The organism is Veillonella sp. (genome assembly GCF_015058545.1).
Taxonomy (GTDB): domain Bacteria; phylum Bacillota; class Negativicutes; order Veillonellales; family Veillonellaceae; genus Veillonella_A.
In genome coordinates this window covers 60,096-71,413 of sequence record NZ_SVCB01000073.1, presented here as the reverse complement: position 1 = coordinate 71,413, position 11,318 = coordinate 60,096, and the positions used below count along the sequence as shown (strand labels likewise).

Sequence of the window (11,318 nt, the reverse complement as noted above, 5' to 3'; positions counted from 1 at the left end):
TTAACAGGATTAACTAATTAGCACTCAATAATGAGTGCTTTTTTATTGCAAAGGAGAACAATAATGAAATTTAAGAAATTGATTGAAAAACGCAATGAATTGGTAGAAAAAATGAATGAAATGGTTAGTAAAGCAGATACTGAAACACGTGCATTGAATGAGGAAGAAGTAAAACAATTTGATGCCTACAATGCAGAAGTTAAAGCAATTGATACTACTTTGAAAATTGGATTAGAAGAACGTTCTATGTGGAAAGTAGAAGAAGAAAATAAGGAAGCTAAAGTAGATACTGCAGAATTGGAAAAACGTGCTTTTGCTGCTTTTATCCGTACTGGTCAATTAGATTATAACGATGTTGAAACACGTGCAGCCGTAAATTTTGAAAAAGGTACAAATGGGGCGGTTATTCCGCAGACTATTGCCAATAAAATTATTGAAACGGTAAAAAACATTGCACCAATTTATGAATTATCTGATTCTTATGATTTGAAAGGTAAATTAGTATTCCCTGTTTATGATGAAACCAATGGCAAAATTCAATGTGGTTATGCAGAGGAATTTAAGGCATTAGTTGCAAGTGCAGGTACATTTACATCTAAAACTTTGGAAGGTTTTACTTCTGGAGCTTTGGCAAAGGTATCTAAATCCTTAGTAAACAATAGTGAGTTTGATATTGTTAATTATGTAATTGTTAAAGTATCTGAAGCCATTGCAGAATTCTTAGAACAGGAATTCCTTAATGGTACAACAGGAAAAATGGAAGGTGTATTAAACTCTAAACAAGTAGTAACTACAGCATCCGGTGTGGCCATTACTGCTGATGATTTGATTGATACACAATTGCAAGTTCCTCAGCGTTTACGTACTAATGGTGTATGGGTGGTTAATCCAAATACTTTTAAAACAATTGCCAAATTGAAGGATAAAGATGGCCGTTATCTGCTTAATGGCGATATTCGAAATGGATATTCTTACACATTGCTTGGTAATCCTATCTATGAATCCGATGCAATGCCAGAATTGGCAGCCGGTAATGCAATTGCAGTATTTGGTAACTTTAAAGGGTTGGCTACAAAATTAGTAAAAGATACTGTGGAAATTCAAGTATTACAGGAAAAATATGCAGATGAACATGCTGTAGGGGTAATCGGATGGATTGAAGCGGATAGTAAGATTATTCAGCCTGAAAGCTTTGGTGTATTAAAAGTAGGGGCATAGTATGAAATATAAAGTGTTGGTAGGGTTTAGCGGTGTGATTTCAGCACCGCTAGATGCTGAAATAGAGATAATCAATCAGGATTGGGCAGAGGATTTACTCAATGCAGGGTATATTGAGCCTTTAGAAACTGATGCGGTGATTGAGCCGGCAGAGGAAGAAGCGGTAAATGAACCGATTGAAGAAGAACCGGTTGATGAGCCTGAAGAAGAACCTGTAAAGAAAACAAGGAGAGGACGTAAGGCCAGTGAAGGTTAGTGATTTAACTGTAGAAAAGGTTGCAAGTTTTATCCGTGTAGATTTAGTAAGCGATATGGATTGTGAAGTTGTTGATATGGCTTTGAATGGTGCTAAAAGATTCTGTGCATCCTATACAGGACTTAGCATTGAAGAACTAGATGCTTATGAAGATATGCCATTAGCAGTATTAGCGTTATGTGCTGAATTTTACGATTTGCGGCAGTTTACAGTATCTGAAGTAGCTAATATCAATCCAACAACACTTCAAATTTTGAGTGCATACTCTAAAAATCTTATTTGAGGGGGGTAGTTATATGTATAGAAAAGGGCATTTAAGCAGCATGCTACAACATATAGCTGAACTATGGCACAATGTAGAATCTAGTGAAATGGATGAATTAGGGCAATATCCGATTGTACCAACATTAATTGGCAATGTATATTGTGCCGTTATTCCTCAAACAGGTAGTTTATTGAGTGGCCGTATGGCTGATACAACACTATCAAGGACTACACATAAGATTGTAATAAGGTATCGTGATGATATTCAGCCGGATATGTGGCTTGTTATTGAAGGTCAGAGATACGATATCTTATACATTCTAGATCCATACTTAAATAAAGAACGGCTTGAAATATTCTGTGAGGTGAAAATATGAGCGGTAATATGTCAGCTGATGAGTTGGTTGAATTTTCTAAAGAATTACTTAGGCTTGGCCAAGAGCAATTCCCACGAAAAACTAAAAACTTTATGCAACGAGCCGGTAACAGGCAATTGAAATTGGCTAGAGAGCAATATAAGGATGATTTGGCCAAAGATAGTAATAAAAAAACAATTTACGGTAAAGCAAGATATAAAACCGTGAATGGAAAGCGTAAACGAATTGATTTAGTAGGGAGCCTACAAAGAGGAAGTGCTTATATTTATCAAGGCAATGAGTATCAAGTCAGGGTAAAAAATAAAGCTCCACACGCTCATCTGTTTGAACATGGGCATAAAACTAATGCAGTCAAACCAAATAAAATGAAATGGGTGCCGGGGCGTAATAGCATGGGTAAAGCTGCTAGAAAGTTTGCTAATGAGTACAGTGATATGGCAGATGCATTCATTGATGAACTTTTAGAAAGTGGGTTGAAATGATTGGCACAGCACAAATTATTAAGGCGTTAACCGTTAATGTCAGAAATATTTTAAACGTAAAAGTGAATGATCGTGATTTAGAAGAAGGCTTTGATAGGCCTTCTTTTTTTATTGATGTAGATGAAATTGATGATAGTGAATTAACTACTGAATACTATTACGATACATACCACTTAGAACTCTATTATTTTGCTACAGAAAGCAAGATTGGATTTAAAGAACTGTTAGAAGTTCGCCAAAAGTTAAGAGAGCTTTTTAGTGGGCGAATTGAAACAGAAGAAGGTTTTGGCATCACATTTGATGAGGTTACACACTTCATTAACAAGGAAGACAAAGTATTGCATACAACATTTGATGTATTGGCGGTACAACGTATTCCTGATAAGGGTGATGAACCAATGATTGAAGAACTTGTAGTAAATATTAAGTAGAAAGTGAGGTAATAGCATGGGACAGCCTACAATTGAGATTATTTTTATCCAAAAGGCGATTACGGCTATTAAACGTAGTCAACGAGGGGTAACTCTTGTTATTTTAAAGGATGATACACGGCCTGAAGCCGGTATTGATTTATTTAAGTATGAAGCGGATATTACAAAGGATAAATATAGTGATGCGAATATTGAAATTTTGAAACGCTGCTTTTATGTTGATGTTTTTAAATTGCGTGTAGTTCACGTGCCATCCACTACTGAAGAATTCGCTGATGTTAAGAAGTTGATTGATAAGGTTAAATTTAACTATGTATGTACAACAATCGATGATTTCCAAAAGGATTTAGCTAGTTATGTTAAAAGCCGTAATGCTAAATCTAAAGGGAAGAAATATAAGGCCGTATTGCATAATGTAACGGTAGCCGATGATATGCACTTAATCAACGTAAGAAATGATAGTGTATATGGCATCGATGAAAAACGAAATGTGCCAATGGCTGAATATTTACCACGTTTAACATCGTTACTAGCTAACTTGCCAATGAACCGTAGTTGTACCTTCTATGAATTAGAGGATATTTCGAGTGTAGATGAAAGCTTTATTGATGATGATGAAAATACCATTGATGCATGGATTGATAAAGGCTATTTGGTATTATTCCAAGATGATGATGAAACGGTAAAAATTAACCGTGGCGTTAATAGCTTAACAACATATACTTCTACTGAAACAAAGGATATGAGCAAAATTATTATTGTTGAATCAATGGATATTATCTTAGAAGATATTTACAGTACTTTTAAAAATAACTGGGTAGGCAAGTATAAAAACCGCTTGAATAATCAGTACTTATTTATTAGTGCAGTAAACACATATTTCTTAACTCTTACATCGATTGAAGCCGGTGAAATTCTTGATGAGGAATTTAATAATATTGCTTATATCGATGTGGAAGCACAACGGAAAGCATGGTTAGCGATTGGTAAGACTGAAGCAGAGGATTGGGATGAAGCAACAGTAAAAAAACGTACGTTTAAATCTTTTATCTTCTTAGCCGGTAATATCAAAATCCTTGATGCGGTAGAAGATTTACATTTTAAAATTGCTATGGAATAAGGAGAAAGAGTATGGATACAGTTGTACATAATAAAATTATCCGTGGGAACTTTGGTAAAAGCTGGCTTGATGGCGAACTTTTATCTGAAGTTAAATCCTTTGAAGCTAAGTTAACCTTGATTTATGAAGAAGTGAGCATTCAGGGGGAAGGCGGTACTTATCAGCGGTTGGTAGGTTATTCTATTGCCGGAACAGTAGTAATGCATAAGGTTGATAGTAAAATTCAAGCAAAAATTGCTACCGGTGCTAAAACATTACAGATTCCGGATATTAAAATTGTAACAGCCTTAGATGATCCTGATAGTAATGGTGCAGAGCGTGTTGAACTCTTAGGCGTTACATTAGATGAAGTTGCATTAGCTCAATTTGAAAATAAGAAAATTGGTGAAGTTAGTGTACCATTTAAGGCTGCAGATTATAACTTCTTGGATATGATTATTTAGTAAAGATAAGAGGGTACATAACGTACCCTCTCTTTTATTTAGAGGAGCAAGAAAATGAAGAAATTAACATTAGAAGATTTATTGAATCGTAAACTAAATGATGGATTTCAGAGCAAAGAAGTTGAGGTAAAAACGTTAGGTGGCACATTGACTATTGTAAAACAGCCATTGCCTACTGTATTGCGAATTGTTGAGAACATGGGGAACGCTAGTGGATTAAGTGAACAGCTATCAATTTTAACGGATTTAATTTATAAATGCACGCCAATTTTGCATGATAAGACTTTACAAGATAAATATGGATGTGCAGAGCCTACAGATATTGTTTTAAAAATTTTGAATGATAATTTTGATGAGATTACTCATATTGGCACCGCTATTCTAGAATTTTATGGTGATTCATTTAATGGGTTTAGTGAAAACTTAAAAAAGCAGTCAGAGACGATTCAGAATTAAGGGTATATAGGTATTATCTTAGGCACGGCCATAAACTAGACGATTTATTGAATATGAATGATTTGGAGTTTATTTTTTTAAAATCGTGTATGGATGCAGATATAGAGGAAGAAAAAGAAATGTGGGAGGGCATAAATGGCAAGTAAAAATATTAACGTACTGTTGTCATTAGTAGATAAATTTACGGCACCGTTAAAAAAGCCAGTAGAAGCCACTCAACAAATGCAACGGCAAATCCAAAAGGCAAGCAATAGGCTATCTAGTTTTGGCTCAGGCGTAAATAATAGATTTCTAAGCATTACTAATAGCATTGGTAAATTAGGAATTAAATTAGCCGGCCTGAGTTCGTTTCTGTCAGTAGGTGCTATTACAGCATACGCCAATAAAGCGATTGCATCCGCTGAATCAGAAATTGAGGTACAAACTAAGTTAGGAGCGATTTTACAGAATGTAGAATCAATCAAAGCAAGAGGGCCGGATGGATATAAAGAAGCACAGGCTGCATTAAATGATTATGCTGCAGGCCTTTCTAAGGTTGGTGTAGTTGGAAAAGGTGTAATACTTAACGGTATGCAACAGTTAGCTACATTTCAGTTGAACGAACAGCAGATTTCAATGCTTTCTGATGGTATGGCGGACTTATTAGTGCAACAAAAAGGCTTAAACGCCACAGGAGAAGATGCAGTAGGCATTGCTAATATGATTGGTAAAGCAATGGGTGGTAATGCAAGTGCATTAAGCCGTGTAGGCATCACAATGTCAGAAACTGAAGCGGAAATGATTAAGAACGGTAATGCCATGCAAAGAGCATCAGTTATTGCTAATGTCTTAAAAAATAACGTTGGTGGCGTAAATAAAGCAATGGCTGAAACGGATATTGGCAAACAAAAGAAAGCACAGATGCAGTACGGTGCAATGGCCAAAGATTTGGGCATGCTGTTGTTACCAATTAAGACTAAATTTATTGGTGTGTTTGCTGAGATATTGCCTATCGTAAGAACGAAAATGAAGGGCATATTTGAGCAAGTTGCATCAGTGATGGACGGTATGACAACATGGTTTGCAGCCAATGGTGATGCTTTGGCCAATGGATTATCTAAGGCTTTGGAGATTGCGGTAATGGCATTCAGGGCGTTAGGTGAAGCGGTGGCATTCTTTGGTAAATATGCTGATTATATTATTCCAATTCTTTCCGGTATTGTAGCCGGATTTGTAGCCTTTAACGTGATTACCAAAGTAGTTACATGGTTTAAGTTAATTAAGACGGCAATGCAAGGGGCACAGGTTGGTATGGCTGCATTTAATGCAGTAATGGCGGCTAATCCGATTGTATTAGTTGCTATTGGTATTGCTACATTGGTAGCACTGATTGTAGCTTTGGTGATGCACTGGGACGAGGTAAAGGCAGCAGTTATTTCTTTTGGCCAATATTGCGGTGCCGTGATTGAAAAGGTTAAACAATGGTTTATTGATTTAGGATTGGCGATTGAGCAATATGTATCTAATGCTATTGAAAGTGTAATTCAATGGTTTGTGGATTTAGGCACGGCCATTACAACCGCTGTTAGTGATGCAATTAATTGGTTTGCCAATTTAGGACAAGCCATTAGTGATGCAATAATGTTAGGCGTTAATGCAGTATTTGGTTTTGTGAATATAATGTATGAAGCAGCAGCTGAAGCGGTAGCCGGATTTATTGGACAGTTTAGCGGTGTAATTGATGGAGTTGCACAGATTTTCCAAGGCATTATAGATTTTATTACCGGTGTATTTACTGGCAATTGGGACCAAGCACTTTCAGGGCTAGTTGGTATTTTTAATGGCTATTTTGAAACCATTAAATCTTTTGCTGATATTATCTTGGGTAGCATTAGCGAAAAGATTAGTACTATTGGTGATGGATTAAGGAAAGTTAAGAACTTTGTATTTGGTGGTGATGATGAAAAACATAATGCTACCGGTACAAGTTATTGGCAAGGTGGTAGTACGTACGTCAATGAAAACAACAGAGGTGAAGGAATTATCTTACCAAGCGGTTCAGAAATAATTCCTCATGATGAAACTGTAAAGCGTGCAGCTAGTAGAAATGGTGGCGTACAAGTAAATATAACAATTCAAGGTAATGTAATTGGTAACGAGCAGTTCATGGATGAATGTGGCCGTTATATTACAGATAAAGTTCGTTTGGCAATGAGTAATATGTAATGAGGTGATGTAAATGCCATTTTTGAATATGATATTAAGCCAATTAGAATATTACTTAAATAGGCCAAGTAAAGCGGATATTGTTTTGTATGATGATTTAACCTATGAAAATGTGGTATTGCCTGTGGTGCCGGCTACATTGCCAAAGGTTGAATATGTAATGAACAATGAAGTATTCAATGGTGCCACAGGTGATATTTTACTAGCCGGTTATATGGGATTACGCACCTATTCACTAGATGATATTTTGTTACCGGTGAATCATAAATACAAATTTATGAGACCAAGGGGAAGCGATGGAGAAGAGGTAAAAGAATTTATTACACAGCGGATGGAATTACGGCAAGTATTACGCATTGCCGTAACATTTAGTGATGGTAGTGAATTGCTTAATATGGCTTGCTTATGTAACAAGGCAAACTTTATCAAGGATAAGGTAGGCGATTATAAAGCAAGCCTTGAATTTACTGAATATCCTTATGTTAATCAAACGATTAACAGTACTACCGGTGATAATAATACGTTGAGTGGGTGATAGTATGAAATTAGAATATGCCAATGTAGTAGCAAATGATAACCGTGAAATTACAGCATACACAAATAATTACAGGTTATCAGATAATACTGATACACTTGGGCAAGAGTTTACCTTTGATTTGGTTTCAAATCCGCTTGATGCTAATATGGCAAATCTCCAATTAGCTATGGGCGGTAAGGTGATATTTTCAAATGATGTGGCGAACAATAATAGAACAAGCTTTAATGATTCTGTTATCAGTCAAGAGTTACGTCAGATTTTTACAGGAATTATTGTAGACGGTAAGAAGTCAGGGATAAATAAATATAGCTATACAGCCTTTGATTATGCCTTTTACCTTAATAAGTCGGAAACATCGATACAATACAATGATATTGACGGTACAACGGCCATTAGGCAAGTATGTGAAAAGAATGGCGTACCATTAGGCAGTGTGCCTATCATCAATACTAAAATTAAGAAGGTGTATGAGGGCACACCTGTATCTGATGTTATTAAGGATATTCTTAAACAGGCTACTGAAGAGACTGGGTATAAGTACCGGATTGAAGTACGAGGTAGTCAATTATTCATTGAAGATTATAAGGATTTGGTGCTTGATGTGGCCATAACAGGCATTGTAGGCGATTATAACTACACTGAATCCATTCAAGACATGAAAAACCGTGTGCTTATTATTTCATCGAGTGAAAAGAATGAGCAAGTATTGGCCAATGTAGAAGATGCTGATAGTATCAAGCAATTTGGTGTATTGCAGAAAGTACAAAAAGTTGAAGATAAAGAAAAAGCTAAAGCAATGCAAGTGGCTAAAAAATATTTAGATAATCTAAATAAAATTAAGCAGACCTTTAGTGTAAGAGTGCTTGGTGATGATTCAGTTAGAAGTGGTCGAATACTAAAGTTCAATCAGCCTATCATAGGAATGGAAGGGCAGTTCTTAATTAAAAACTGTGTACATGACTATGGAGTAAATCACACAATGAACTTAGAATTGATTAAACAGGAGTGATAGTATGGAAGATTGGCATGCACAGATGGCTAATGAGTTCAGAAATAGAGATAATCCAAAGCTAATGGGCTGTATATTAGGTAAAGTACAAGCTATTGGAGATAATTGGCTTGTTACTATTAGGAATGGTACTTTTAAAATTGATAAAACCAATGGATATATCTGTAATCAAATATTAAGGCATGAAGCGGAGTACAGCTATGAACATGAAGGAACAACAACAGTTGGTGGATGTCTTGGTGGCCCGAATACAAACTACAGCTCTAAGGGCACAGGAAAGATACATATTAAACCAATTTGGAAAGTTGGCGATTTGGTTAAAGTTACACCGGATGAAAGTGGACAGCATTATTTTATTGATGATATTGTAAGGTAGGTGAAAACAATGTTTCCTACAGATTACGATTTTAAAGAAACCATTGAAAGTACATCTACAAAAACAAATGCTCAAAATAAAGTAGGTAGAAACATGAAGTTTGATTTTGCCAAAAAGAGATTTGTACTTGAAGATGGCGTTAATGTTGAAACATCACAAGTAGATGCGATTAAACAATGGATTGAACTATTTATTAGAACTGAACTAAATGCATATAAAATTTACAGTGATACCTTTGGCTTAAATCTTGATAAGCTTGTAGGGTATCGATTACCACGCTCTTTTATTGTCAGTGAAATTAAAAGGCGTATTACTGATGGAATTTTAAATAAAGTGCCTTGTGCAGTTTCCGTTAATAATTGGAAATTTGACAAAGGCACTTTTTATTTTACTGTTAAGACTAAAACAGGTGAGGAGGTGAAATATACATATGAGTATTGATTTTACCAAAAGCATTGGCATTGATGCGGTGCATAATGTAATGTTGGATGAAATTTCTGAAGAGTATCAGAAAACAGAAGGATTCCCTACTTATGACTTAACACGTGGTATGGCATTTGCAGTACTAGCATTGTGCCTTAAAGCACAGGAAATTGAGCGAAAACAAGACGTAGATAATTTAACCGGTGATGAATTAACACGTGTAGTATTCCAAAGAAGAGGTACGGAACGAAAAAAAGCTACGTATGCTACCGGCTATATTACGGTAGTACAGGGAAGTGGCATTATTAGTGTTGGTAATTTGTTTGAAAGTGAAGGTGGCCTACAGTTTGTTGCTACTGAAACAAAAGATGTTGTGGTAGGCAGTAAAGTAGCTATTGAATGTACTACAGCCGGTGAAATTGGCAATGTGCCAAAAGGCAGTATTACTAAAATGCCGGTTACGTTAACAGGTATCATTACTGTTACTAACGATGATGCCACAATTAATGGTGAAGATGCAGAATCAGATACTGATTTAAGGCAACGATATTACGAAGAATTGCGTGAGCCGGCAACGAGTGGCAATAAATATCATTATAAGCAATGGGCTAAAGAAGTAGAAGGTGTAGGTGAAGCTAATGTAATACCATTATGGAACGGTGATAACACTGTAAAGGTGGTATTGATTGATAGCGATAGACAGCCGGCAAGCCAAGAGTTAGTAAATGTTGTGCAACAGTATATAGATCCTAACAAAAGTGGTACAGGTGAAGGAGAAGCACCGGTAGGAGCATATTGTACGGTAGTTGCTGCAGAATCTGTATTGATTAATGTAAAAATTAATGGAGTAGTTAATGCTGAAAATAGCACAGCTAGTATGATTAAAGCTAAATTGGAACAACGGCTCATTGATTACCTTAAACAGATTGCTTTTAAGCAGTCATATGTTAGCGTGGCACAGATTGGTGCCTTAATCATCAATACAGAAGGAATTAATGACTATGATAGTTATTATGTAAACAATAGCAGTAGCCGTATTAACTTAACAGATGAACAGGTGGCCATATTAGGAACTGTTGAGGTGGTACTCAATGAATAATAGGCAAGAAATAAAAGAATATGCATTAAAGACAATAAATAAACTGTACCGTAAGGATCCGTGGGTAAGGCAATTATATGATTCAGCCGGTATAACGATGGAAGACGTTGATAAAAGGTTAGATGAACTTTTAGGCAACGTCTTTTTTGATACAGCAAGCGAAAGCGGAACGGCTAATTATGAAAAGGATTTAGCAATTAAAGCTGAAGGTACATTATCGGACAGGCGAAAAAGAGTAGAAGCCAAATGGCAACAATCCGGTAAGTTGGATTTAGAAAAGATTAGAGCCTTGGTAAAAGTCTATGTTTTGGATGATATTGATGTACTCTTTGAAAATGGCCGATTAAAGTTAGTTTTTAATAACTCAAGTTTTGTGTATGCACTGCCAAATATCAGGACGGATATGGAAGAAGTTAAGCCGGCACATATTGGCATGGAAGTTGCGGATATGCATGAAGTGAATGGTGGGTTATATGCAGGCTGTTATATGACTACTTCAAGCATCGTTAATATAGAACCGGATGTAGGATTTAGCACAGAACTTGATGATGCAGCAGTAGTTGTTGGGGTTTATATTTCAAAATCTAATGTTATTCATGATATTTATTAAGGAGGTTTTAA

Annotated in this window: 16 protein-coding genes; all 16 read left to right on the top strand. The window is 35.9% G+C overall.

The annotated features are described in order from the left end of the window. Positions 1-63 precede the first annotated feature (63 nt). The gene (locus E7204_RS05040) at positions 64-1,218 is read left to right on the top strand and encodes a phage major capsid protein (protein ID WP_295182319.1); all 1,155 of its coding nucleotides are present in this window, start codon (positions 64-66) and stop codon (positions 1,216-1,218) included. Between the two features lies 1 nt (position 1,219). Beyond that, complete coding sequence (locus E7204_RS05035) at positions 1,220-1,474, top strand: hypothetical protein (protein ID WP_295182316.1); 255 nt, start codon at positions 1,220-1,222, stop codon at positions 1,472-1,474. Continuing rightward, positions 1,464-1,757, top strand: coding sequence for a head-tail connector protein (locus E7204_RS05030; protein ID WP_295182314.1), 294 nt, complete (start codon positions 1,464-1,466; stop codon positions 1,755-1,757). Before E7204_RS05035 ends, E7204_RS05030 begins: the two co-directional genes overlap by 11 nt. Positions 1,758-1,770: 13 nt before the next feature. Then, entirely contained in the window at positions 1,771-2,115 is a 345-nt protein-coding gene (locus E7204_RS05025) for a phage head closure protein (RefSeq protein ID WP_295182311.1), read from the top strand. Beyond that, on the top strand, positions 2,112-2,597 hold the full coding sequence (locus E7204_RS05020; RefSeq protein WP_295182308.1) for an HK97 gp10 family phage protein: 486 nt from the start codon (positions 2,112-2,114) through the stop codon (positions 2,595-2,597). Before E7204_RS05025 ends, E7204_RS05020 begins: the two co-directional genes overlap by 4 nt. After that, positions 2,594-3,028 (top strand): DUF6838 family protein, encoded by a 435-nt coding sequence (locus tag E7204_RS05015; RefSeq protein WP_295182305.1) that lies wholly within the window; start codon positions 2,594-2,596, stop codon positions 3,026-3,028. The genes E7204_RS05020 and E7204_RS05015 overlap by 4 nt, the downstream gene beginning before the upstream one ends. Positions 3,029-3,044: 16 nt before the next feature. Then, positions 3,045-4,148, top strand: coding sequence for a phage tail sheath C-terminal domain-containing protein (locus E7204_RS05010; RefSeq protein ID WP_295182302.1), 1,104 nt, complete (start codon positions 3,045-3,047; stop codon positions 4,146-4,148). An 11-nt stretch (positions 4,149-4,159) separates the two neighbouring features. After that, a complete protein-coding gene (locus tag E7204_RS05005; protein WP_295182299.1) occupies positions 4,160-4,591 on the top strand; it encodes a phage tail tube protein in 432 nt (143 codons plus the stop codon). Positions 4,592-4,645: 54 nt separating this feature from the next. Next, positions 4,646-5,047, top strand: coding sequence for a hypothetical protein (locus E7204_RS05000; RefSeq protein ID WP_295182296.1), 402 nt, complete (start codon positions 4,646-4,648; stop codon positions 5,045-5,047). A 135-nt stretch (positions 5,048-5,182) separates the two neighbouring features. Further along, the gene (locus E7204_RS04995; protein WP_295182293.1) at positions 5,183-7,252 is read left to right on the top strand and encodes a hypothetical protein; all 2,070 of its coding nucleotides are present in this window, start codon (positions 5,183-5,185) and stop codon (positions 7,250-7,252) included. A 13-nt stretch (positions 7,253-7,265) separates the two neighbouring features. Next, positions 7,266-7,787: a hypothetical protein gene (locus E7204_RS04990; RefSeq protein ID WP_295182290.1), complete on the top strand. Its 522-nt coding sequence runs from the start codon at positions 7,266-7,268 to the stop codon at positions 7,785-7,787. 4 nt (positions 7,788-7,791) lie between these two features. Next, positions 7,792-8,799: a hypothetical protein gene (locus E7204_RS04985; protein WP_295182286.1), complete on the top strand. Its 1,008-nt coding sequence runs from the start codon at positions 7,792-7,794 to the stop codon at positions 8,797-8,799. 4 nt (positions 8,800-8,803) lie between these two features. Then, positions 8,804-9,175 carry a DUF2577 family protein gene (locus tag E7204_RS04980; protein ID WP_295182283.1) on the top strand — a complete coding sequence of 124 codons (372 nt, stop codon included), beginning with the start codon at positions 8,804-8,806 and terminating at the stop codon, positions 9,173-9,175. Between the two features lie 9 nt (positions 9,176-9,184). Beyond that, complete coding sequence (locus E7204_RS04975) at positions 9,185-9,616, top strand: DUF2634 domain-containing protein (RefSeq protein WP_295182280.1); 432 nt, start codon at positions 9,185-9,187, stop codon at positions 9,614-9,616. Continuing rightward, positions 9,606-10,697: a baseplate J/gp47 family protein gene (locus tag E7204_RS04970; RefSeq protein ID WP_295182278.1), complete on the top strand. Its 1,092-nt coding sequence runs from the start codon at positions 9,606-9,608 to the stop codon at positions 10,695-10,697. Before E7204_RS04975 ends, E7204_RS04970 begins: the two co-directional genes overlap by 11 nt. Beyond that, positions 10,690-11,307 (top strand): putative phage tail protein, encoded by a 618-nt coding sequence (locus tag E7204_RS04965; RefSeq protein WP_295182275.1) that lies wholly within the window; start codon positions 10,690-10,692, stop codon positions 11,305-11,307. The genes E7204_RS04970 and E7204_RS04965 overlap by 8 nt, the downstream gene beginning before the upstream one ends. Positions 11,308-11,318 lie beyond the last annotated feature (11 nt).

Excerpts from the sequence above, each read along its gene's own strand:
- E7204_RS04985 (WP_295182286.1), top strand. The coding sequence starts at position 7,792 with ATGAAATTAGAATATGCCAATGTAGTAGCAAATGATAACCGTGAAATT.
- E7204_RS04990 (WP_295182290.1), top strand. The coding sequence starts at position 7,266 with ATGCCATTTTTGAATATGATATTAAGCCAATTAGAATATTACTTAAAT.
- E7204_RS05025 (WP_295182311.1), top strand. The coding sequence starts at position 1,771 with ATGTATAGAAAAGGGCATTTAAGCAGCATGCTACAACATATAGCTGAA.
- E7204_RS04975 (WP_295182280.1), top strand. The coding sequence starts at position 9,185 with ATGTTTCCTACAGATTACGATTTTAAAGAAACCATTGAAAGTACATCT.
- E7204_RS04980 (WP_295182283.1), top strand. The coding sequence starts at position 8,804 with ATGGAAGATTGGCATGCACAGATGGCTAATGAGTTCAGAAATAGAGAT.
- E7204_RS05000 (WP_295182296.1), top strand. The coding sequence starts at position 4,646 with ATGAAGAAATTAACATTAGAAGATTTATTGAATCGTAAACTAAATGAT.
- E7204_RS04995 (WP_295182293.1), top strand. The coding sequence starts at position 5,183 with ATGGCAAGTAAAAATATTAACGTACTGTTGTCATTAGTAGATAAATTT.
- E7204_RS04965 (WP_295182275.1), top strand. The coding sequence starts at position 10,690 with ATGAATAATAGGCAAGAAATAAAAGAATATGCATTAAAGACAATAAAT.
- E7204_RS04970 (WP_295182278.1), top strand. The coding sequence starts at position 9,606 with ATGAGTATTGATTTTACCAAAAGCATTGGCATTGATGCGGTGCATAAT.
- E7204_RS05035 (WP_295182316.1), top strand. The coding sequence starts at position 1,220 with ATGAAATATAAAGTGTTGGTAGGGTTTAGCGGTGTGATTTCAGCACCG.
- E7204_RS05020 (WP_295182308.1), top strand. The coding sequence starts at position 2,112 with ATGAGCGGTAATATGTCAGCTGATGAGTTGGTTGAATTTTCTAAAGAA.
- E7204_RS05015 (WP_295182305.1), top strand. The coding sequence starts at position 2,594 with ATGATTGGCACAGCACAAATTATTAAGGCGTTAACCGTTAATGTCAGA.
- E7204_RS05005 (WP_295182299.1), top strand. The coding sequence starts at position 4,160 with ATGGATACAGTTGTACATAATAAAATTATCCGTGGGAACTTTGGTAAA.
- E7204_RS05040 (WP_295182319.1), top strand. The coding sequence starts at position 64 with ATGAAATTTAAGAAATTGATTGAAAAACGCAATGAATTGGTAGAAAAA.
- E7204_RS05010 (WP_295182302.1), top strand. The coding sequence starts at position 3,045 with ATGGGACAGCCTACAATTGAGATTATTTTTATCCAAAAGGCGATTACG.